Origin of the sequence: Pseudomonas oligotrophica (assembly GCF_021726475.1) — a bacterium.
GTDB classification, from domain to species: domain Bacteria; phylum Pseudomonadota; class Gammaproteobacteria; order Pseudomonadales; family Pseudomonadaceae; genus Stutzerimonas; species Stutzerimonas oligotrophica.
The window spans coordinates 57,098-78,615 of sequence record NZ_JAKJRU010000007.1 but is presented as its reverse complement, the minus strand read 5'-3'; the positions used below and the strand labels follow the sequence as shown (position 1 = coordinate 78,615).

The following is a 21,518-nucleotide window of genomic DNA, read 5'->3' as shown; positions in this document are numbered from 1 at the left end:
GTGCGCGTTTCAATGCTGTGACAGCTGGGGCTCCGATGAAGCGGACCGCGGCAGGATCGCCAGGAAGTTGTCGCGCGCGACCTGCTGGGCGGTCTTCTCCGAAAGCGCATCGAGGAACGGATCGAACGCGGCCAGGCCTTCGGCCAGGTTCTCGAAGTGACCGACCACGTCGGAGCCGAGCATGAATCGGTCCGGATGGCGCTCCACCAGCGCGACCCATTGCGGGTCCGGCCGGCCCTGGCGGTCCAGCAGGTAGGGTTCGAGCATGGTCCAGGACAGGTCGATGAACAGGTTCGGGTATTCGTCCAGCAGGCGCTCGACCACCGGCAGGAGGAACTCGAGCTTCTCCTGGTGCCGGTGCAGCTCCATGCTCGTCCCGGCATGCGCCCAGATGAAGCGCGTGTGCGGATGGTTGCGCAGCGGCTCCTCCAGCTCGGCCAGGTAGAGCGGATTGCGCTCGCGCTTGGAGGTGATGTTCGAATGCAGCATGACCGGCAGGTCGAATTCCGCAGCCAGGTGATAGACGCGGGCCAGCGCCTCGTTGTTGGCGCGCGGGGTATCGCCCTCGGTCAGGGCGGTCACGTCGTCATGCCGGGTGAAGACCTCGCCGATGCCCTGCCACAGGCCCGGGTTGAGCTCGAGCATGCGCCGGATATGCGCATCGGCGTTTTTGTCGTTGGGGTTGAAACCGGACAGGAACGGATGAAAGCGCTTGCGCTGCGCCGGCTCGAGTTCCTCCATCGCGGCGGCGACCAGCACGTCGGTCGCGCTGTACCAGTACACCGGCGCGTCATCGCCGGCGTAGTAGCGCGGCCGCTTGGGCTCGTTCTCGTGCCACTTCTTGGCCACGGGGATGCCGCTGAGCATGACGTGCTCGATGCGGCCATGGTCCATGGCCTCGAGCAACTTCTCCATGCCCTGGCTTTCCTGGAAGAAATCCACGTAGTGCAGATGGGCATCGCTGTAGGCGTACTCCCGCGCCATGGCCGGCGCGCTCGCGCAGAACGCAGCCAGCAGGGCGCAGAGGGCGTTTCGAAACATTCGGGCCTCCGGTTGGTGGGCGACTCGCCAGGCCGGGAAGCGCTGTAGCTGCGCGCCCCGCCGACGGTCTCGGCAATAAGACCGGCGCGCCCCCGCCCCGTTTCATCGGCAGCGTTTCGCTTTGTGACCAGACATACCCCCACCCCTATGGTGACGCCCATCAAGGCCTGCGCCACGCCGGCGAACTAACCTTGCCCGAACCGAACCGGGACCCCCCGAACGACAGGAGCAAGCGCATGGCACGCAAGACAATCACCGCCAACGGCAGCATGGGCAGCGGCATGACCATCGAGGTCGACTGCGGCAACCACCGTGTGGTCATGGATCAACCCAAGCATGCCGCCGGCCAGGACCTGGGGCCCACCCCGCTGGACGTGATCCTCTCGGCCATCGCCGGCTGCTTTGGCACCATCGCCCGCTATGTCGCCCACCAGCGCAAGATCCAGCTGCGCGGCATGCGCTTCGCCCTGGAGGCGGACTACGACCCGGACGGGCTGCTCGGGCGCAATCCGGACGTGCGGCCGGGTTTCGACGAGATACGCGTGCAGGTGGAAATCGATGCCGACCTCAGCGACGACGAGAAGCTGCAGCTGCTGCGGGAGATCGAGCGCCGCTGCCCGGTGGTCGACAACCTCACCCACGGCACGCGGCTGGTCAGCCGGCTGGCCTGAAACGAAACGGCCCGGCAATCGCCGGGCCGTTTGTCCTTCCCCTGCCGTCAGGCCGAAAGCTCGACGAGCAGCTTGTTCAGCCGCTGCACATAGGCGGCCGGGTCCTTGAGGCTGTCGCCGGCGGCCAGCGCGGCCTGGTCGAAGAGGATGTGCGAGAGGTCGGCGAAGCGATCCTCGTCTGGCTCGCCATCGAGCTTCTCGATCAGCGGGTGCTGCGGGTTGATTTCGAAGATCGGCTTGGACTCAGGCACCTTCTGCCCGCTGGCCTCGAGAATCTGCCGCATCTGCAGGCCCAGGTCCTGCTCGCCGATGGCGAGGATCGCCGGCGAGTCGGTCAGGCGATGGGACACGCGCACCTCGGCGACCTGCTCGCCCAGCGCACCCTTGAGGCGCTCGAGCAGCCCTTCCTTGGCCTTGGCGATTTCCTCCTGGGCCTTCTTGTCTTCTTCCGAGTCCAGCTTGCCGAGGTCGAGGTCGCCGCGGGCGACATCGACGAACTGCTTGCCGTCGAACTCGGTGAGGTAGCTCATCAGCCATTCGTCGATGCGGTCGGTGAGCAGCAGCACCTCGATGCCCTTCTTGCGGAAGACCTCCAGGTGCGGGCTGTTCTTGATCTGCGCGTAGCTTTCGCCGGTCAGGTAGTAGAGCTTGTCCTGGCCGTCCTTCATGCGGGCGACGTAGTCGGCCAGCGCCACCGATTGCTCGTCGCCTTCTCCGGCGGTGGAGGCGAAGCGCAACAGACCGGCGATCTTCTCCTTGTTGGCGAAGTCTTCGGCCGGACCTTCCTTGAGCACCTGGCCGAACTGCTTCCAGAAGGCCTTGTAGTCGTCAGGCTTGTCCTTGGCGAGCTTGTCCAGCATGTCCAGCACGCGCTTGGTCAGGGCCGACTTCATCGAGTCGATCACCGGGTCCTTCTGCAGGATCTCGCGCGAGACGTTCAGCGACAGGTCGTTGGAATCGACCACGCCCTTGATGAAGCGCAGGTACAGCGGCAGGAACTCGTCGGCCTGGTCCATGATGAACACGCGCTGCACGTAGAGCTTCAGGCCCTTGGGCGCTTCGCGGTGGTACAGGTCGAACGGCGCACGGCCCGGCACGTAGAGCAGCGAGCTGTACTCCAGCTTGCCTTCGACCTTGTTGTGGCTCCAGGCCAGCGGGTTCTCGAAGTCATGGGAGACGTGCTTGTAGAACTCCTGGTACTCCTCGTCCTTGATCTCGGTGCGCGGCCGCGTCCACAGGGCGCTGGCGCGGTTGACGGTTTCCCACTCGACTTCGGCGGGCTGATCTTCGCCGTGGTGTTCCTTGGGCAACTGGATCGGCAGGGCGATATGGTCGGAGTACTTCTTGACGATGTTGCGCAGGCGCCAGCCATCGGCGAACTCTTCTTCGCCGCCCTTGAGGTGCAGCACGATGCGGGTGCCGCGCTCGGCCTTCTCGATCGTCTCGACCTCGAACTCACCCTCGCCCTTGCTCGACCAATGCACGCCTTCGCTCGCGGCGGCGCCGGCGCGGCGGCTGAACACCTCGACCTGGTCGGCAACGATGAAGGCCGAGTAGAAGCCCACGCCGAACTGGCCGATCAGGTGCGAATCCTTCTTCTGGTCGCCGGAGAGATTCTTCAGGAAATCGGCCGTGCCCGACTTGGCGATGGTGCCCAGGTGCGCGATGACTTCCTCGCGGCTCATGCCGATGCCGTTGTCGTCGAGGGTGACGGTCCTGGCGTCCTTGTCAAAGGACAGGCGGATCCGCAGGTCGGCGTCGCCTTCGAGCAGCTCGGGCTTGGCCAGGGCTTCGAAGCGCAGCTTGTCGGCGGCATCCGATGCGTTGGAAATCAGCTCGCGGAGGAAGATTTCCTTGTTCGAATAAAGCGAGTGAATCATCAGGTGAAGCAGTTGCTTCACTTCGGTCTGGAAGCCCAGGGTTTGTTTTTGAGTTTCCACACTCATCGTCTACGAACTCCAGTCATCAGTGATACGGACCGCAAGCGCGGCAGTGTCAGGCAGATGGGGTTCGGGCACGGGATTTCAAGGGGCAGGCGGCGCAACGCGGCAGGCGCGCCGCCTGTAGCATCAGGGCTCGAGGGCTTCGAGCAGGACGATCTCCCCGGGCGCCAGGTTGAAATAGGCTTCGCCCGGGCCCTTGAGGATACGCCGGATGCGCAGTCGCCCCTCGTGATCCAGCCCGGCGAAGCGCCCCTCGGCCACGCCGCCGCGCTCGGTGTGCGCACGCAGCAGGATGTGCTCGTAGGTCGAGGGTTCACGCAGCAGGCGCTCCATCGAGAAACGCTTGCGCCGATCGAGGCTGCTCGCAGGGGCCTGGGGCGCGCTCGCGGGCTCGGCGACCGGCGCACTGGCCGGCGGCGCGCTCGCCTCCGGCAGCGCGGCGAACTGGTCGCCTTCGACATGCCAGCCGTCCGCGGCGCGGACCAGCCTGAACGCGTAGCGCTCGGGCGAACCGTCGATCCGTGCCTCGCCGGCCACATCCAGCGCCTGCGCCGGCAGGGCCGGCGCGGGCAGCGGCGCCAGCACGACGTCATGGGTGGCGTGCCGGCGCTGCAGGTAGTTGCGGATCACATAGGCGAGGGTGTCGGCCGAGTCGTAGCGGCGGTCAACCTCGCCGTCGCGATAGCGCAGGCGGTCGGTATGCAGCTCGACGCGGCCACTGAGGCTGGTCGCGTACTGCGGCGGCAGCACCAGGTGGAAGCGCCCGACCAGCCGGTTCGGCTGCTCCGGTTCGAGGGCCAGGTGCAGCGTGTAGCCATGGCGGATCAGCCGCGACTCGGGCAGCTCGCGCCCCGCCTCGATCCAGGCGATGCGCACCGCCGGCAACGGCCCCGGGTCGTCCGGCAGCACATCCAGCTGCAGCGGGCCGGCAACCGGTTCGGGCAGTTCGATGCGCACCTCCTGCCGCGCGTAGAAACCCGCCCCCGAGCGCAGACTGAGCACCCCGTCGATCAGCTCGCCCGCTTCCGGCCGAAACGATTGCCCGTTGAGCTGGCCGTGCAGCCTGTTCGGCCCCTTGGCCTTGTCCGGTTGCGGCAGCCATTGCAGCCCGACGATCGCATCGAGCTTGTCCGGTGCCCGCACCGCGAGCATCGACAGGCCGACCACCAACGGCACGATGCCGAGGCCGATCACGGCGATCGCCCGCCGGGCGACCCGCCAATGACTGAACACGTAGCCCAGGGTGATCGGCGGCAGCAGGCTGCCGATGCCCCAGAACAGGCTGGTACCGAAGGCGAGCGTGACGAGCCAGACCAGACCGGCGAGCATCAGCAGCAGGCCGGCGAGAATCAGCAGAGCATCCATTGCGATCCTTGAAACGACGGGGACAGACGTCAGCCACCACCGGCCGACGACTGCCGTTCAGGCCTGGTCGATCTTGAAATGGCAACGGGCGGTGGCGATGGGTTCGGCCTGCTGGGTCTGCCAGGCGGTGATCGCGACGTTGGCGACCCGACGGCCCTGGCGCCATACCTGGCAGGCGGCGAAGGTGTCACGATAGTGACCGGCGCGTAGATAATCTATCGAGAAGTCGATGATTTTCGGCAAATGTGGCGTGCCCATGAACATCAACAGGTGCAGCATCGCCGCATGCTCCATGAACCCGGCGATCACCCCGCCATGTATCGCCGGCAGCATGGGATTGCCGATATTGTCCTGGCTTTGCGGCAGGCGAAACACCATCTCGTCGCCCAGGCGCAGGCACTGCATGCCGATCATCCGCGCGTAGGGTACCGACTCGATCAGCGGCGCGTAGTCGTTGCTCTCCAGCGCCTGGCGGACCATGGCATCGAAATCCACCTGGCTCATGCCGCACCCTCCCCGCCTGCACCACCCTTGCGCGGCGGCTGGCCCATGCGCATGAAGGTGCCGACCACATGGGCGATCGGCTCGTTGATGTCGCGCTGGTAGGCGACACCGCGGGTGAAGATCACATGGGGCGTGACGCGGTAGCACTCGGCGAAGCCGAACACGTCCAGGCCAGGCTCGGCCGGGTGCATGTAGTCGATGCGCAGGTCGAGCGTCGGGCATACCTCGAGTTCCGGCAGCGCGCAGGCGGTCGAGATGCCGCAGGTGGTGTCCATCAGCGTGGTGATCGCCCCGCCATGGATACCGCCGGTCTCGGGGTTGCCGATCAGTTGCTCGCTGTACGGCAGGCGCAGCGTCAGCCCCTTGCGATCGGCATGCTCGACGCTTAGCCCGAGTACCTGGCAATGGCGCAAGAGAGAAAGAAAGCGCTGGGTGCGCTCGAGAATCAGGCTGTCGCTCATCGGTTGCCCCGCTAATGAATCCAGCCGGCCATCATAGCGGGCGGGACCGCGCCGCCCTACTCCTTGGACGGCTCGGCGATGGAAGTTGGCGTAAACACCATGACCTGCAGCACGTCGGAGTGGAATTCCCGGCGATAGAGCACCAGCACCACGCCAGTAGCGACGACCATGAAGAACCAGGGGTTGATGAACCAGGCCAGCATCGACATGCCGAAGTAGTAGGCGCGCAGGCCGAAGTTGAACTGGTTGGCGGCCATCGACAGCACCCGCGCACCGCGCTCGGCAAATGCCTTGCGCTCGAGGTCGGTGACGTTGCGCTCGGCCGCCATCGGCGCCGAGGCGACCAGCACGGCGCCGAAGTTGTATTGGCGCATGCACCAGCTGAACGTGAAGAAGGCGTAGACGAAGACCACCGCCAGGCCGAGCAGCTTGATTTCCGAGAGCCCGCGGCTGACCGGCTGGGCCAGCGGCAGGTCGGCCAGCAGCGACACCGCGCGATCCGAAGCGCCGAGTGCCGTGAGGATGCCGGCCAGGATGATCAGGGTGCTGGAGGCGAAGAACGAGGCGTTGCGCTCCAGGTTGCCGATCACGTTGGCATCGGCGATCCGGTTGTCACGTTGCAGCAGCCGGCGCATCCAGTCCTGCCGGTACAGGTGCAGGACACTGGCCAGGCAGGCTGTGTCGCGACCGCGCCAGGTGGCGTACCTGGTGTAGCCCACCCAGCAGACGACGAACCAGAGAATCGCAGCGACATCGGGCACCAGCAGTTCGGATAACGCCATGGTCTGTCCTCTTCAACCTGAGGCGGAGTATAGCGGCCCGCCTCGGCTGGACGCTGCGTCGCGTCAACGACTCGCCGGGGCCGGCCGCACCCGGTCGAAGACCACGGCGAGCGCCAGGGTGCACAGCGCCGGCAGCAACCAGCCCATGCTCTGCTCGGCCATCGGCAATTGGCCGAAGAATGCCGGCACGGCATCGGCGAAGCCGGCGGCGGCCATGCCGTCGACCAGGCCGAACACCAGCGTGACCGCCATTACCGGGACCATCACCCGGCTCGGCGAACGCCACAGGCCATCGGCCAGGCTGAGTGCCACCAGCACGATCGCCAACGGATAGAGCCCGACCAGCACTGGCACCGACACGCTGATCAGCTGGGTCAGCCCCTGGTTGGCCACCAGCAGGCTGAACAGGGCGAAGGTGATCACCACGGCGCGGTAGGACACGGGCAGCAGCTTGCTGAAGAATTCGCCGCAGGCGGCGGTCAGCCCCACCGCGGTGGTCAGGCAGGCCAGGGTGATGACCGCGGCGAGCAACAGGCTGCCGGGGGTACCGAAGGTGTGCTGCACATAGGTGGTCAGCACCTGGACGCCGTTCTGCGCATCGCCGGCGATGCCCTGGCTGGTCGCACCGAGGTAGAACAGCGCCAGGTAGACCGCAGACAGGCCGATCGCGGCGATGACACCGGCGATCATCGAATAGCGCGTGACCAGCGCCGCATCGGTCACCCCATGGTCGCGGATCGCCGTCGCGATGACGATGCCGAACACCAGCGCGCCCAGGGTATCCATGGTCAGGTAGCCATCGAGGAAACCCTTGACCAGCGGCGCACTGCGATAGCCCTCGGCGGTCGTGCCGATGTCGCCGGCCGGCAGGAATACCGCCGCCCCGCCCAGCAGCAACAGCGACACCAGCAGCACCGGCGTGATGATCTTGCCGACGTTCTCCATCAGGCGGCCGGGGTTGAGCACCAGCACCAGCACGGCGGAGAAGAACAGCAGCGTGTAGATCAGCAGCGGCGCGCCGCTGTCGCCGGTGAACGGCGCGATGCCCATCTCGAAGGAGACCACCGCGGTACGCGGCGTGGCGAACAGCGGGCCGATGGCCAGGTAGACGGCAACCGCCAGCGCGACGCCGGCGAAGCGGCCGAGCGGCGCGGTCAGGCGATCCATGCCGCCGCCGACGCGTGCCAGGGCGACGACGGTGAGCAGCGGCAAGCCGACACCGGTGAGCAGGAAGCCGGCGGCCACGCGCCAGATGTGTTCGCCCGCGGCCAGGCCGGCGCTGGGCGGGAAGATGATGTTGCCGGCGCCAAGGAAGAGCGCGAACGTCATGAAGCCGAGGGCAACGAGGTCAAAACCTTTCAAACGAGTCATGCGAAACACTACCAGACAGGAACGCCGCCGCCGCGCACGTGCGCAGCGCGATCCTCGATCGACGACGTAAGGGGAAGAGTGGGCGATTTCTCCAGGGGTAAGGGAAATGTCACCCGGCCGGTTGAGCCAGGCCCTGCGGCGGCGCGCATCCCTCGTGAAGACTGCGCCGTGATGGGGCGCGAATGATGCCACGATTCGCCGACGATGCCGACCGGTTTGTCGCAATGAAACGAAAAGGCCACCCGCAGGTGGCCTTCTTTTTCCAGGCGTCGATCAGGCGCCTTTCATTTCCCAGCCGGTGACTTCGGCCAGCGCCTTGCCGATATCGGCGAGCGAGCGCACGGTGCGCACGCCGGCGTCCTGCAGGGCGGCGAACTTCTCGTCGGCCGTGCCCTTGCCGCCGGAGATGATCGCGCCGGCATGGCCCATGCGCTTGCCGGGCGGAGCCGTGACACCGGCGATGTAGGACACCACCGGCTTGGTGACGTGGGCCTTGATATAGGCCGCGGCCTCCTCTTCTGCCGAGCCGCCGATCTCACCGATCATGACGATCGCCTCGGTCTGCGCGTCGTTCTGGAACAGCTCGAGGATGTCGATGAAGGTCGAACCGGGGATCGGGTCACCGCCGATGCCCACGCAGGTGGACTGGCCGAAGCCGGCGTCGGTGGTCTGCTTGACCGCCTCGTAGGTCAGGGTGCCGGAGCGCGAGACGATGCCGACCTTGCCCGGCTGGTGGATATGGCCGGGCTGGATGCCGATCTTGCACTCGCCGGGCGTGATCACGCCGGGGCAGTTCGGCCCGATCAGGCGCACGCCGAGCTCGTCACACTTCATCTTCACCTCGAGCATGTCCAGCGTCGGGATGCCTTCGGTGATGCAGACGATCAGCTTGATGCCACCGAAGGCCGCCTCGAGGATCGAATCCTTGCAGAAGGGGGCCGGCACGTAGATAACCGAGGCGTCCGCGCCCGTGGCCTCGACCGCTTCCTTGACCGTGTTGAACACCGGCAGGCCAAGGTGCAGCGAACCGCCCTTGCCCGGCGTCACGCCGCCGACCATGCGGGTACCGTAGGCGATCGCCTGCTCGGAGTGGAAGGTGCCCTGCGAACCGGTGAAGCCCTGGCAGATGACCTTGGTGTCTTTGTTGATCAGGACGCTCATTGCTTGCCCTCCGCGGCTTTGACTACCTGAATGGCCGCATCGGTCAGGCTCTGCGCCCCGATGATGTTCAGCCCGCTTTCGCTCAGCATCTTCGCGCCCAGCTCGGCATTGTTGCCCTCCAGGCGGACGACCACGGGTACCTTGACGCCGACCTCGCGTACCGCGCCGATGATGCCTTCGGCGATCATGTCGCAACGCACGATACCGCCGAAGATGTTCACCAGCACCGCCGCGACGTTGCTGTCGGAGAGGATGATCTTGAACGCCTCGGTCACCCGCTCCTCGGTGGCGCCACCGCCGACGTCGAGGAAGTTGGCCGGCTTGCCGCCGTGCAGGTTGACGATGTCCATGGTGCCCATGGCCAGGCCGGCGCCGTTGACCATGCAGCCGATGTTGCCGTCCAGCGCCACGTAGTTGAGCTCCCACTTGGCGGCGTGCGCCTCGCGCGGGTCATCCTGGGACGGGTCGGCCATGTCGCGCAGCTTGGGCTGGCGGTAGATGGCGTTGCTGTCGATGTTGAGCTTGGCATCCAGGCAGTGCAGGTTGCCGTCTTTCTTGATCACCAGCGGATTGACTTCGAGCAGCGCCAGGTCGTAGTCCTGGAACAGCTGCGCAAGACCGACGAAGATGTGCACGAACTGCTTGACCTGATCGCCCTTGAGACCCAGCTGGAACGCCAGCTCGCGGGCCTGGAACGGCTGCGCACCGACCAGCGGGTCGATGGTGGCCTTGAGAATCTTCTCCGGCGTGTCGTGGGCGACCTTCTCGATATCGACGCCGCCTTCGGTGGACGCCATGAACACGACCCGACGGCTCGCGCGATCCACCACTGCACCCAGGTAGAGCTCCTTGTCGATCTCGGTGGCGGCCTCGACCAGGATCTTGCTGACCGGCTGGCCATTGGCATCGGTCTGATAGGTCACCAGGCGCTTGTCCAGCCACTGCTGGGCGAAGGCACGGGCCTCGTCCTTGCTGCGCACCAGCTTCACCCCGCCGGCCTTGCCACGCCCACCGGCATGAACCTGGGCCTTGACCACCCATTCGGTGCCGCCAATCTTGTCGCAGGCCTCAGCGGCCTCCTTCGGGCTGTCGACTGCGTAGCCTTTCGACACCGGCAACCCATACTCTGCGAACAACTGCTTACCTTGGTACTCGTGAAGATTCATGCTTCTTACCGTTGGTCAGTACCGCTTTCCGGCAGGACGACGCCTGCCCCCTTGCAAGTCCCTGAAAACTATCGCCGATACCTTTCAAGGACCTGTCGTGCTAATGAAAACATTCTACTTTAGTCAAAGAAAAGCCCGGCGTGTTCGAAAACAGGCCGGGCTTTCTTGATCACGAGGAGCGCTTAGCGCTTCTTGCGATTGGCGATGTGAATGGCGTGGCCATTGACTGCCAGTGCAGCCTCGTGGAGGGCTTCGGACATGGTCGGGTGCGAGAAGACCATCATGCCGAGGTCTTCGGCACTGGTGCCGAATTCCATGCCGATGGCGCCCTGCTGGACCAGCTCGGCTGCCGCCGGGCCCATCACGTGCACACCGAGCACGCGATCGGTCTTGGCATCGGCGATGACCTTGACCAGACCGGCGGTGTCGTTCGCCGCCATGGCGCGACCGCTGGCCGCGAACGGGAATACGCCGACGTTCACTTCCACGCCTTCGGCCTTGAGCGCCTGCTCGGACTTGCCGACCCAGGCGATTTCCGGGTGGGTGTAGATGACCGACGGGATCAGGTCGTAGTTCATCTGGGTCTTGTGGCCGGCGATGCGCTCGGCAACCATCACGCCCTCTTCCGAGGCCTTGTGCGCCAGCATCGCGCCACGCACCACGTCACCGATGGCATACACGCCCGGCACGCTGGTGGCGCACTGGTCGTCGACGAAGATGAAGCCACGCTCGTCCATGTCGACACCGGCGTCGGCAGCCAGCAGGTCGGAGGTGACCGGACGACGACCGACCGCCACGATCAGCTTGTCGAAGGTCAGCTGCTGCTCGCCTTCGGCGTTGGTGAAGCTGACGGTGACCTGCTCTCCCTTGATCTCCGAGCCGGTGACGCGAGCGCCCAGCAGGATGTTCAGGCCCTGCTTGGAAAGCACCTTGAAGGCTTCCTTGGCGATCTGCTCGTCAGCCGCCGGCAGGAACTTGTCCATCGCCTCGATGACGGTAACCTCGGCGCCCAGGCGTGCCCAGACCGAACCGAGCTCCAGGCCGATGACGCCCGCGCCGATCACGCCGAGCTTGCCCGGGACGCTCTGGAAGTCCAGTGCGCCGGTGGAGTCGACGATGATGTTCTGGTCCACCGGAGCCGGCGGAATGTTCACCGGGGTGGAACCCGAGGCGAGGATCACGTTCTCCGCAGCCAGGGTCTGCAGGGCGCCGTCGGCACCGGTGACTTCGACCTGCTTGCCGGCCAGCAGCTTGCCGTGACCTTCGAAGACGGTGACGCCGTTGGCCTTCAGCAGCGCCGATACGCCGCCGGTGAGGTTCTTAACGATCTGGTCCTTGCGCGCGACCATGGTCGGCACGTCCATCTTGACTTCGCCAGTCGAGATGCCGTGCACGTTGAAGCTCTCGTGCGCCTCGTGGAACTTGTAGGAGCTGTCCAGCAGGGCCTTGGAGGGGATGCAACCCACGTTCAGGCAGGTTCCGCCGAGTGCGAGCTTGCCGTCCTTGCCCTTGTACTTCTCGATGCACGCGGTCTTCAGACCCAGCTGTGCTGCACGAATCGCGGCCACATAGCCGCCAGGGCCTGCGCCGATGACGATGACGTCGAATTTCTCGCTCATTACCAATCCTCTTTTCTAAGCGGCAAACGAAAAGCCACGAGCCGTGGGCGGCGCTGCTACCAGCGAACCGCCCACCGCCCGTGGCTGCCTTGTCAGATGTCCAGCAGCAGGCGAGCCGGATCTTCCAGCAGGTCCTTCATGGTGACCAGGAAGGTTACCGCTTCCTTGCCATCGATCAAACGGTGATCGTAGGACAGGGCCAGGTACATCATCGGCAGGATCACGACCTGGCCGTTCACGGCCATCGGGCGCTCCTGGATCTTGTGCATGCCGAGGATAGCGGTCTGCGGCGGGTTGACGATCGGCGTCGACAGCAGCGAACCGAACACACCGCCGTTGGAGATGGTGAAGGTGCCGCCGGTCATCTCTTCGATGGTCAGCTTGCCGGCCTTGGCCTTCTTGCCGAATTCGTTGATCCCACCCTCGATCTCTGCCAGGCCCATGCGCTCGGCGTTACGCAGCACCGGTACGACCAGGCCGCGGTCGCTGGACACGGCCACGCCGATGTCCTGATAGCCGTGGTAGACGATGTCGTTGCCATCGATGGACGCGTTGACCCCCGGCTGGCGCTTGAGCGCTTCGACGGCAGCCTTGACGAAGAAGGACATGAAGCCCAGGCGCACGCCGTTGTGGGTCTTCTCGAAGAGGTCCTTGTACTTGGCGCGCAGCTCCATGATCGGCTTCATGTTGACCTCGTTGAAGGTGGTCAGCATGGCCATGGAGGACTGGGCTTCGACCAGGCGCTCGGCGACCTTGGCACGCAGGCGGGTCATCGGCACGCGCTTCTCGACGCGGTCACCGGCGGCGAAGATCGGAGCCGCGGCAGCCGGAGCAGCCGGCTTGGCAGCAGCGGCCGGCGCGGACTTCTTGGCTTCGATGGCGGCAACCACGTCTTCCTTGGTCACGCGGCCATCCTTGCCAGTACCACGAACGCTGTTCGGGTCGATGCCGTTCTCTTCGGCCAGCTTGCGCGCAGCCGGCGCCAGGATCGGCTCCTCGGCGGATTCGGCGGCAGCAGCGGCAGGCGCCTGGGCTGGGGCGGCAGGAGCGGCAGCCGGGGCTGCAGCGACGGTAGCGCCGGCCTCGAGCTTGCCCAGCAGTTCGCCACTGAGCACGGTGTCGCCTTCGTTCTTGACGATTTCGCTGAGCACGCCATCGGCCTCGGCGAGCACTTCCATGACCACCTTGTCGGTCTCGATGTCGACGATCAGCTCGTCACGCTTGACGGCATCGCCAGGCTTTTTGTGCCAGGTGGCGACGGTGCCGTCCGCAACGGATTCCGGGAAAGTAGGGGCTTTGATCTCGATAGCCATTATCAGGGGTCCTATTGATTCGTTGTCTACGTCGAGGCCGCGCATCGCGCGGCCTCTTGCAGCTGGGGTTTAAACGGTGAAGGCATCCTGGAGCAGCTTTTCCTGTTGCTCGGCGTGCATGGATGCGTAACCGACCGCCGGGGCCGCAGATGCCTCGCGGCCCGCGTACTGGAGGAACAGCTCCTTCCGGTGCGCAGTGGCGACACGCCGCATGTGGTGCTGGCTGCAGTACCAGGCGCCCTGGTTCATCGGCTCTTCCTGGCACCAGACGATGTGCTTGAGGTTCTGGTACGGCGCCAGGACTTCAGCCAGGTCGTCTTCCGGGAACGGATACAGCTGTTCGATCCGGACGATGGCGATGTCTTCGCGACCTTCGTTGCGACGCTTCTCCAGCAGATCGTAGTACACCTTGCCGCTGCACATGACCACGCGCTCGACCTTCGCCGGATCGATCGGATCGATCTCCGGCAGCACGGTCTGGAACGAACCCTGGGTCAGTTCCTCGAGCGTGGAGACGGCCAGCTTGTGACGCAGCAGCGACTTGGGCGTCAGGGCAACCAGCGGCTTGCGCAGCGGACGGATCGCCTGGCGACGCAGCATGTGGTAGACCTGCGCCGGTGTCGACGGCACGCAAACCTGGATGTTGTGCTCGGCGCACAGCTGCAGGTAGCGCTCCAGGCGAGCCGAGGAGTGCTCCGGCCCCTGCCCTTCGTAGCCGTGCGGCAACAGCATGGTCAGGCCACACAGACGCCCCCACTTGGCCTCGCCGCTGCTGATGAACTGGTCCATCACTACCTGGGCACCGTTGGCGAAGTCGCCGAACTGCGCTTCCCAGATCACCAGCGCGTTCGGCGTGGTGGTCGCATAACCGTATTCGAACGCCAGCACGGCTTCTTCCGAGAGGAAGGAGTCGTACAGGGTGAAGTCCGGCTGCTGCTGGTACAGGTGCTGCAGCGGGATGTAGGTCGAGCCATCCTTCTGGTTGTGCAGCGCCGCATGGCGGTGCGAGAAGGTGCCGCGGCCGACGTCCTGGCCGGTGATGCGCACCGGGTGGCCTTCGAACAGCAGGGTGGCGTAGGCCATGGTCTCGGCGAAGCCCCAGTTGATGGGCATCGCACCGGCGGCCATCTTCGTGCGGTCTTCGAGGATCTTGGAGACCTGGCGCTGCACGACGAAACCTTCCGGGACCTGCAGCAGCTTGCCGGACAGTTCCTGCAGCGTCTTCAGATCGAAGCTGGTGTCGTGACGGGCCGTCCAGGCATGCCCAAGGTAGGGGCGCCAGTCGACGAACAGCTCGGGGTTCGGCTCCTTGACCAGGCTCTTGACCACGTGCAGGCCGTTGTCCAGCGCCTGGCGGTACTCGTCCACGCGAGCCTGCACCTCGTCAGCGCTCAGCACGCCGGCGGCAATCAGCGCATCGGCGTAGTGGTCGCGAGTGGTGCGCTGCTTGGCGATCTTCTGGTACATCAGCGGCTGGGTGCCGCTCGGCTCGTCGGCCTCGTTGTGGCCGCGACGGCGGTAGCACACCAGGTCGATGACGATGTCGCGCTTGAACTGCATGCGGTAGTCAACGGCCAGCTGGCTGACGAACAGTACCGCTTCCGGGTCATCGGCATTCACGTGGAAGATCGGCGCCTGGATCATCTTGGCGACGTCGGTGGAGTACTCGGTGGAACGAGCATCTTCCTGCTTGCTGGTAGTGAAGCCGACCTGGTTGTTGACCACGATGCGGATGGTGCCGCCGGTCTTGTAGGCGCGGGTCTGGGACATCTGGAATGTCTCCATGACCACGCCCTGCCCGGCGAATGCCGCGTCACCGTGGATGGTGATCGGCATCACCTTGTCGCCGATCGGATCCTTGCGGCGATCCTGGCGGGCACGTACCGAACCCTCGACTACCGGCGAGACGATCTCCAGGTGCGACGGGTTGAACGCCATGGCCAGGTGGATTTCGCCACCAGGGGTCATCACGTTGGAGGAGAAGCCCTGGTGGTACTTCACGTCGCCCGAGCTCAGGCCCTCGACCTTCTTGCCTTCGAACTCGTCGAACAGGTCGCGCGGGTTCTTGCCCAGGGTGTTGACCAGCACGTTCAGGCGACCGCGGTGGGCCATGCCGATAACGACTTCCTTCACGCCGTAGGAGCCGGAGCGCTGGATCAGCTCATCAAGCAGCGGGATGAGGCTTTCGCCACCTTCGAGACCGAAACGCTTGGTTCCCGGATACTTGGTGCCCAGGTACTTTTCCAGGCCTTCGGCAGCGGTCAGGCGCTCGAGCAGGTGGCCACGCAGCTCGGCGGAGAACTGCGGACGGCCACGCACGCTCTCGAGGCGCTGGATGAACCAGTTGCGTTGCTCGGAATCGACGATATGGGCGAATTCGGCGCCGATGGTGCGGCAATATGTCTCTTGCAGCGCCTGAACGATTTCACGGAGAGTTGCCTGATCCTTGCCGATCGACAGGTCGCCGGTACGGAACACCGTATCAAGGTCGGCGTCGGTCAGGCCGTAGTTATGGATCGACAGGTCCGCCGGACTGGGACGCTGTTGCAGGCCGAGCGGATCGAGCTGGGCAGCCTGGTGGCCGCGCAGGCGATAGGCCTGGATCAAGCGCAGGACTTCCACCTGCCTCTTTTCATGCTCACTGCTGACTGCGCCGGCAGAAACGGGCTGCGCGCGGCGCTGGTTCTTCGCCAGCAGCACAAAATGATCGCGAACAGTCGAATGCGACACGTCCGCTGCACCGGTGCTCGATGGCAGCCTCTGGAAGTAGTTGCGCCATTCTTCGGGCACAGCGTTGGGGTCGTGCAGATAGAGCTCGTAAAGCTCTTCCACATAGGCAGCGTTACCACCGGATAGGTGCGCGCTGTCCCACATGCGCTGCATTACGCTTTCTTGCATGTCTGGTCACCTTCGATAAGGAGACACCACCAGCGTGGAGACCGCAGCATGACTTCCCAAGTTCTGGAGCAGCGACTCAGGTAAAGCCACTACGGACCGCGCAGATAGTTCCGGTTCCCCGGATGCTCCTGCTGGTCATCAAATTTTCAAAAGTGAAATCCCGGCTTTTTGGGCTGGGATTCCTACTAAGACTGCGGCGCCTAGTCTCGGCGCCGCAGGTGTCACGGGTAACGCAGGAGTTTGGAGCGGCAGGCTGCACCACTCCTTCCCCCGACCACCTCAGGTGGCGCTTTGCAGCAGCATGTTGCGAACGTGGCCGATGGCCTTGGTCGGGTTCAACCCTTTCGGGCAGACACTGACGCAGTTCATGATGCCGCGGCAACGGAACACGCTGAACGGATCGTCCAGGGCAGCCAGACGATTCTCCGTCTCGGTGTCACGGCTGTCTGCCAGGAAGCGATAGGCTTGCAGCAGTGCAGCAGGACCGAGGAACTTGTCAGGGTTCCACCAGAAGGACGGGCAGCTGGTCGAGCAGCAGGCGCACAGGATGCACTCGTACAGACCATCCAGCTTCTCGCGGTCTTCCGGACTTTGCAGTCGTTCGATAGCCGGAGCCGGCGTATCGTTCATCAGATACGGGCGGACTTTCTCGTACTGCTTATAGAAGATGCCCATATCGACCACCAAGTCACGAATGACCGGCAGACCCGGCAGCGGGCGAATCACCAGCTTGTTGCCCTTGACCACCGCCGACAGCGGCGTGATGCAGGCCAGGCCGTTCTTGCCGTTGATGTTCATGCCATCGGAGCCACAAACGCCTTCGCGGCAGGAGCGACGATACGAGAAACCCTGGTCCTGTTCCTTGATCAGAGCCAGGACATCGAGAATCATCAGGTCTTTCCCGTCGGTATTGACCTGGAAGTCCTGCATGAAGGGCTTCTCGTCCTGCTCCGGGTTGTAGCGATAAACACTCACTTGCAACATATCGGTGGCCTCAGTAAGTCCGGACCTTCGGCTCGAACGCCGGAACGGTCTTCGGAGCGAAGTTCACGGCACGCTTGCCTACCCGCTTCTCGCCGGGGAAGTACAGGGTGTGGCACAGCCAGTTCTCGTCATCACGCTCTTCGAAATCCTCGCGAGCATGGGCGCCACGCGATTCCTTGCGCGCCTCGGCCGCGACCGCGGTCGCTTCGGCAACCTCGAGCAGGTTCTGCAGCTCGAGCGCTTCGATGCGTGCGGTGTTGAACGCCTGGCTCTTGTCGGCGATCTTGACGCTGGCAATGCGCTGGCGCAGGTCGGACAGCTGGGCGATGCCCTTCTGCATGTACTCGCCGGTACGGAACACGCCGAAGTAGTTCTGCATGCAGTTCTGCAGTTCCTTGCGCAGCGGGGCCACGTCTTCGCCGGTGGTACGCTCGTTGACGCCTGCCAGACGCGCCAGGGCAACATCCAGGTCGGTCTCGCTGGCACCGCGATGCTCGATACCTTCCTTGAGTGCCTTTTCCAGATGCAGGCCGGCCGCGCGACCGAACACCACGAGGTCCAGCAGCGAGTTGCCACCCAGACGGTTGGCACCGTGCACGGATACGCAAGCCACCTCGCCGACCGCGAACAGGCCGTCGATGATCTTGTCGTTGCCGTTGGCATCCTGGGTGATCGCCTGACCATGGATGTTGGTGGCGATGCCGCCCATCATGTAGTGGCAGGTCGGCACGACCGGTACCGGTGCGGTAACCGGGTCGACGTGGGCGAAGGTCTTGGACAGTTCGCAGATACCCGGCAGGCGGCTGTGCAGCACTTCCTCGCCCAGGTGGTCCAGCTTCAGCATCACGTGGTCGCCATCCGGGCCACAGCCGTTGCCCGCCAGGATTTCCTTGACCATCGAGCGTGCAACCACGTCGCGACCGGCCAGGTCCTTTGCGTTCGGCGCGTAACGCTCCATGAAGCGCTCGCCATGCTTGTTGATCAGGTAGCCACCCTCGCCGCGGCAGCCTTCGGTGACCAGAACACCGGCGCCGGCGATGCCGGTCGGGTGGAACTGCCACATCTCGATGTCCTGCACCGGCACGCCGGCACGCAGGGCCATGCCCACGCCGTCACCGGTATTGATCAGGGCATTGGTAGTCGAGGCGTAGATGCGACCGGCACCGCCGGTGGCCAGAACGGTGGCCTTGGAGCGGATGTAGACGGTCTCGCCATTCTCGATGCAGATGGCGATGACACCCACGACGGCACCATCCTGGTTCTTCACCAGGTCGACGGCATACCACTCGTTGAGGAACGTGGTGTCGTTCTTCAGGTTGCCCTGATAAAGGGTGTGCAGCAGTGCGTGGCCGGTACGGTCGGCCGCGGCGCAGGTACGCGCAGCCTGGCCACCCTTGCCGTAGTCCTTGGACTGGCCACCGAACGGACGCTGGTAGATGCGGCCGGTTTCGGTACGGGAGAACGGCAGGCCCATGTGCTCGAGCTCGAAGACCGCCTCGGGGCCGACGGAACACATGTACTCGATGGCGTCCTGGTCACCGATGTAGTCGGAGCCCTTGACGGTGTCGTACATGTGCCAGCGCCAATCGTCGTTCGGGTCGGCCGAGGCGATGGCGCAGGTGATGCCACCCTGGGCGGAAACGGTGTGCGAACGAGTCGGGAAGACCTTGGTCACCACAGCGGTCTTGTGGCCGGACTGGGACAACTGCAGCGCAGCGCGCATGCCGGCGCCGCCACCACCGACGATGATGGCATCGAAGGAAAGCGTACGAATGTTAGCCATGAATCAGATACCCCACAGAATCTGTACGCCCCAGACGAAGAAGGTGAACATGGCAATGCCACACACCGCCTGGAACAGGAAACGCACACCGGTAGCCCAGCGACCGATCGCCATGTTGGTCAGGTAGTCAGTGGAAATCGTCCACATGCCGACCCACGCATGAACGCTCAGGGAAACCAGCGCCAGCAGGCTGAAGATGCGCATCCAGGTAGCCGAGAACAGCTCGCGCCACTGGGCGAACTCCAGCCCTGGGTTTGCAACCAGGTATCCGAGGAGAAACAGAAAATAAGCCGCCAGCACGACTGCCGACACACGCTGCGCCATCCAGTCGTACAGACCTGAACGCGAGAAGTTAGTGACGTTGGTTACCATATCCACACTCCCGCCAAGACGATCAGTACCGCAGAAACGACGATGACGATTTTCGAGCCCAGCTTGCCGCCCTCGAGCGTCTCGCCATGCCCGGTGTCCATCACCAGATGGCGAATACCGGCCACCAGGTGGTAGAGCAGCGCCGACAGCAATGCCCAGACGATCAGCTTGGCCAGCGGACTGCCCAGGTAGGCTCGCACCTCGTCGAAGCCTTCTGGCGAAGACAGCGACGCATCGAGCGCGAGCAGCATGAGCGCGATACCGATGAACAGGATGACACCGGATACACGGTGGAGAATCGACGTGTAAGCAGTGATTGGGAGTTTTATTGTCCTAAGATCTAGGTTTACAGGTCGTTGGCTTTTCACGGCTTCTTTTCACACTTGAGAGCCCCAGAGCGCAGGGCAAAGTTGTTGGGAAGAGTACGCAGCAGTACCCGCTACCCACGAGTGACAACCTACAGAATCTCACCTGTAAGGCCCCTGCCGGTCGGTGCCGGAGTATAAACAGTTAGGTCACTAAGCACAATGTGGTGAAGTGCCACTAAAGGCTGATGGCGACCCCCAAACAAATGCCGTAAACAGTCGTCCCAACGCTGCACAGTCACCCAGGAAGCCCTTTGCAGCGAGGCTCGGCGCAAATTGACTTTGCGATTTATCACACTATAGTGATGCGGGCCCTGCGTGGGGGGCCATGATGATTCCAAGCACAAAACAGGAGGCCATGCATGGCTGACAAGAAAGCGCAGTTGATCATCGAGGGCGCCGCCCCCGTCGAACTGCCCGTTTATTCCGGCACCGTAGGGCCTGACGTTATAGATGTACGAAGCCTGGGGACCTCCACGGGTCACTTCACCTTCGACCCGGGCTTCATGTCCACCGCCTCTTGCGAATCCAAGATCACCTACATCGACGGCGACCAGGGCATCCTGCTGCATCGCGGCTACCCGATCGAGCAGCTGGCCGAGAAATCCGACTACCTGGAAACCTGCTACCTGCTGCTCAACGGCGAGCTGCCGACGGTCGAGCAGAAGGCCAAGTTCGTCGACACCATCAAGAACCACACCATTGTCCACGAGCAGCTGAAGACCTTCCTCAACGGCTTCCGCCGCGACGCTCACCCGATGGCCGTGATGTGCGGCATCGTCGGCGCGCTCTCCGCCTTCTATCACGACTCGCTGGACATCAATAACGCCCAGCACCGCGAGATCTCTGCACATCGCCTGATCGCGAAGATGCCGACCATCGCCGCGATGGTCTACAAGTACTCGATGGGTCAGCCGCTGATGTATCCGCGCAACGACCTGAACTACGCAGAAAACTTCCTGCACATGATGTTCAACACCCCGGCCGAGGTTAAGCCGATCAGCCCGGTGTTGGCCAAGGCCATGGATCGCATCTTCATCCTGCACGCCGATCACGAGCAGAACGCCTCCACCTCCACCGTCCGCCTGGCAGGCTCGACCGGTGCCAACCCGTTCGCCTGTATCGCCGCCGGCATCGCCGCGCTGTGGGGTCCGGCTCACGGTGGCGCCAACGAAGCCGTACTCACCATGCTGGACGAGATCGGCGACGTATCCAACATTGAGAAGTTCCTGGCCAAGGCCAAGGACAAGAACGATCCGTTCAAGCTGATGGGCTTCGGCCACCGCGTGTACAAGAACTTCGACCCGCGCGCCAAGGTCATGAAGCAGACCTGCGACGAGGTGCTGGGCGAGCTGGGCATCAACGACCCGCAGCTGGAACTGGCGATGAAGCTGGAAGAGATCGCCCTGAGCGACCCCTACTTCGCCGAGCGCAACCTGTATCCGAACGTCGACTTCTACTCGGGCATCATCCTGAAGGCCATCGGCATTCCGACCAGCATGTTCACCGTCATCTTCGCCATGTCGCGGACTGTCGGCTGGATCTCGCACTGGAAGGAAATGATCGCCTCCGGCCAGAAGATCGGTCGTCCGCGCCAGCTGTACACCGGCCCGGCCAAGCGCGACCTGACGCGCTGATAACCGTCGCTATATAAAAGGAAGGCTGCCCTGGGCAGCCTTCCTTTTTTTACGTGGTTCGCATGACGCACCCCAGCCGAAG

Annotated in this window: 17 protein-coding genes and 1 pseudogene; 2 read left to right on the top strand and 16 right to left on the bottom strand. The window is 64.2% G+C overall.

The genetic code is table 11. From position 1 onward, the window contains the following. Positions 1–9 precede the first annotated feature (9 nt). Positions 10–1,041, bottom strand: coding sequence for an amidohydrolase family protein (locus L3N39_RS15410; RefSeq protein ID WP_237258343.1), 1,032 nt, complete (start codon positions 1,039–1,041; stop codon positions 10–12). 236 nt (positions 1,042–1,277) lie between these two features. Here L3N39_RS15410 and L3N39_RS15405 point away from each other — a divergent pair, with 236 nt between their 5' ends. Then, the gene (locus L3N39_RS15405; protein ID WP_237258342.1) at positions 1,278–1,712 is read left to right on the top strand and encodes an OsmC family protein; all 435 of its coding nucleotides are present in this window, start codon (positions 1,278–1,280) and stop codon (positions 1,710–1,712) included. A gap of 47 nt (positions 1,713–1,759) precedes the next feature. Here the strand turns inward: L3N39_RS15405 and htpG are convergent, their stop codons facing one another. The 15 genes and pseudogenes from htpG to sdhC all read right to left on the bottom strand — a co-directional run bounded on the left by htpG (position 1,760) and on the right by sdhC (position 19,802). Beyond that, positions 1,760–3,658, bottom strand: a complete 1,899-nt coding sequence (gene htpG / locus L3N39_RS15400) for a molecular chaperone HtpG (protein WP_237258341.1) — start codon at positions 3,656–3,658, stop codon at positions 1,760–1,762. A 123-nt stretch (positions 3,659–3,781) separates the two neighbouring features. Then, a complete protein-coding gene (locus L3N39_RS15395) occupies positions 3,782–5,020 on the bottom strand; it encodes an MFS transporter (RefSeq protein ID WP_237258340.1) in 1,239 nt (412 codons plus the stop codon). Positions 5,021–5,077: 57 nt separating this feature from the next. After that, a complete protein-coding gene (locus L3N39_RS15390) occupies positions 5,078–5,524 on the bottom strand; it encodes a PaaI family thioesterase (protein ID WP_237258339.1) in 447 nt (148 codons plus the stop codon). After that, positions 5,521–5,985 carry a PaaI family thioesterase gene (locus tag L3N39_RS15385; protein ID WP_237258338.1) on the bottom strand — a complete coding sequence of 155 codons (465 nt, stop codon included), beginning with the start codon at positions 5,983–5,985 and terminating at the stop codon, positions 5,521–5,523. Before L3N39_RS15385 ends, L3N39_RS15390 begins: the two co-directional genes overlap by 4 nt. A gap of 56 nt (positions 5,986–6,041) precedes the next feature. Continuing rightward, entirely contained in the window at positions 6,042–6,767 is a 726-nt protein-coding gene (locus L3N39_RS15380) for a DUF599 domain-containing protein (protein ID WP_237258337.1), read from the bottom strand. Positions 6,768–6,829: 62 nt separating this feature from the next. Continuing rightward, positions 6,830–8,138: pseudogene (brnQ, locus tag L3N39_RS15375) on the bottom strand (branched-chain amino acid transport system II carrier protein); the annotation flags it as partial. Positions 8,139–8,411: 273 nt separating this feature from the next. Then, positions 8,412–9,299, bottom strand: a complete 888-nt coding sequence (sucD, locus tag L3N39_RS15370; protein ID WP_237258335.1) for a succinate--CoA ligase subunit alpha — start codon at positions 9,297–9,299, stop codon at positions 8,412–8,414. Continuing rightward, a complete protein-coding gene (sucC, locus tag L3N39_RS15365; RefSeq protein WP_237258334.1) occupies positions 9,296–10,465 on the bottom strand; it encodes an ADP-forming succinate--CoA ligase subunit beta in 1,170 nt (389 codons plus the stop codon). The genes sucD and sucC overlap by 4 nt, the downstream gene beginning before the upstream one ends. A 182-nt stretch (positions 10,466–10,647) precedes the next feature. After that, complete coding sequence (gene lpdA, locus L3N39_RS15360; RefSeq protein WP_237258333.1) at positions 10,648–12,084, bottom strand: dihydrolipoyl dehydrogenase; 1,437 nt, start codon at positions 12,082–12,084, stop codon at positions 10,648–10,650. Between the two features lie 92 nt (positions 12,085–12,176). After that, the gene (odhB, locus tag L3N39_RS15355) at positions 12,177–13,397 is read right to left on the bottom strand and encodes a 2-oxoglutarate dehydrogenase complex dihydrolipoyllysine-residue succinyltransferase (protein ID WP_237258332.1); all 1,221 of its coding nucleotides are present in this window, start codon (positions 13,395–13,397) and stop codon (positions 12,177–12,179) included. 69 nt (positions 13,398–13,466) lie between these two features. Beyond that, positions 13,467–16,295: a 2-oxoglutarate dehydrogenase E1 component gene (locus L3N39_RS15350; protein WP_237258331.1), complete on the bottom strand. Its 2,829-nt coding sequence runs from the start codon at positions 16,293–16,295 to the stop codon at positions 13,467–13,469. 279 nt (positions 16,296–16,574) lie between these two features. Beyond that, positions 16,575–17,279 (bottom strand): succinate dehydrogenase iron-sulfur subunit, encoded by a 705-nt coding sequence (locus L3N39_RS15345; RefSeq protein WP_237258330.1) that lies wholly within the window; start codon positions 17,277–17,279, stop codon positions 16,575–16,577. A gap of 10 nt (positions 17,280–17,289) precedes the next feature. Next, positions 17,290–19,062: a succinate dehydrogenase flavoprotein subunit gene (sdhA, locus tag L3N39_RS15340; RefSeq protein WP_237258329.1), complete on the bottom strand. Its 1,773-nt coding sequence runs from the start codon at positions 19,060–19,062 to the stop codon at positions 17,290–17,292. Between the two features lie 3 nt (positions 19,063–19,065). Then, positions 19,066–19,434, bottom strand: a complete 369-nt coding sequence (gene sdhD, locus L3N39_RS15335; RefSeq protein WP_237258328.1) for a succinate dehydrogenase, hydrophobic membrane anchor protein — start codon at positions 19,432–19,434, stop codon at positions 19,066–19,068. Then, the gene (gene sdhC, locus L3N39_RS15330; protein ID WP_237258327.1) at positions 19,428–19,802 is read right to left on the bottom strand and encodes a succinate dehydrogenase, cytochrome b556 subunit; all 375 of its coding nucleotides are present in this window, start codon (positions 19,800–19,802) and stop codon (positions 19,428–19,430) included. The genes sdhD and sdhC overlap by 7 nt, the downstream gene beginning before the upstream one ends. A 359-nt stretch (positions 19,803–20,161) precedes the next feature. Between sdhC and gltA the strand changes: the two genes are divergently transcribed. Next, complete coding sequence (gltA, locus tag L3N39_RS15325) at positions 20,162–21,436, top strand: citrate synthase (protein ID WP_237258326.1); 1,275 nt, start codon at positions 20,162–20,164, stop codon at positions 21,434–21,436. Positions 21,437–21,518: the final 82 nt, after the last annotated feature.

What these genes read in the sequence shown, in the direction of transcription:
- L3N39_RS15410 (WP_237258343.1), bottom strand. Translation starts at nt 1,041, where the DNA reads ATGTTTCGAAACGCCCTCTGCGCCCTGCTGGCTGCGTTCTGCGCGAGC.
- L3N39_RS15405 (WP_237258342.1), top strand. Translation starts at nt 1,278, where the DNA reads ATGGCACGCAAGACAATCACCGCCAACGGCAGCATGGGCAGCGGCATG.
- htpG (WP_237258341.1), bottom strand. Translation starts at nt 3,658, where the DNA reads ATGAGTGTGGAAACTCAAAAACAAACCCTGGGCTTCCAGACCGAAGTG.
- L3N39_RS15395 (WP_237258340.1), bottom strand. Translation starts at nt 5,020, where the DNA reads ATGGATGCTCTGCTGATTCTCGCCGGCCTGCTGCTGATGCTCGCCGGT.
- L3N39_RS15390 (WP_237258339.1), bottom strand. Translation starts at nt 5,524, where the DNA reads ATGAGCCAGGTGGATTTCGATGCCATGGTCCGCCAGGCGCTGGAGAGC.
- L3N39_RS15385 (WP_237258338.1), bottom strand. Translation starts at nt 5,985, where the DNA reads ATGAGCGACAGCCTGATTCTCGAGCGCACCCAGCGCTTTCTTTCTCTC.
- L3N39_RS15380 (WP_237258337.1), bottom strand. Translation starts at nt 6,767, where the DNA reads ATGGCGTTATCCGAACTGCTGGTGCCCGATGTCGCTGCGATTCTCTGG.
- sucD (WP_237258335.1), bottom strand. Translation starts at nt 9,299, where the DNA reads ATGAGCGTCCTGATCAACAAAGACACCAAGGTCATCTGCCAGGGCTTC.
- sucC (WP_237258334.1), bottom strand. Translation starts at nt 10,465, where the DNA reads ATGAATCTTCACGAGTACCAAGGTAAGCAGTTGTTCGCAGAGTATGGG.
- lpdA (WP_237258333.1), bottom strand. Translation starts at nt 12,084, where the DNA reads ATGAGCGAGAAATTCGACGTCATCGTCATCGGCGCAGGCCCTGGCGGC.
- odhB (WP_237258332.1), bottom strand. Translation starts at nt 13,397, where the DNA reads ATGGCTATCGAGATCAAAGCCCCTACTTTCCCGGAATCCGTTGCGGAC.
- L3N39_RS15350 (WP_237258331.1), bottom strand. Translation starts at nt 16,295, where the DNA reads ATGCAAGAAAGCGTAATGCAGCGCATGTGGGACAGCGCGCACCTATCC.
- L3N39_RS15345 (WP_237258330.1), bottom strand. Translation starts at nt 17,279, where the DNA reads ATGTTGCAAGTGAGTGTTTATCGCTACAACCCGGAGCAGGACGAGAAG.
- sdhA (WP_237258329.1), bottom strand. Translation starts at nt 19,062, where the DNA reads ATGGCTAACATTCGTACGCTTTCCTTCGATGCCATCATCGTCGGTGGT.
- sdhD (WP_237258328.1), bottom strand. Translation starts at nt 19,434, where the DNA reads ATGGTAACCAACGTCACTAACTTCTCGCGTTCAGGTCTGTACGACTGG.
- gltA (WP_237258326.1), top strand. Translation starts at nt 20,162, where the DNA reads ATGGCTGACAAGAAAGCGCAGTTGATCATCGAGGGCGCCGCCCCCGTC.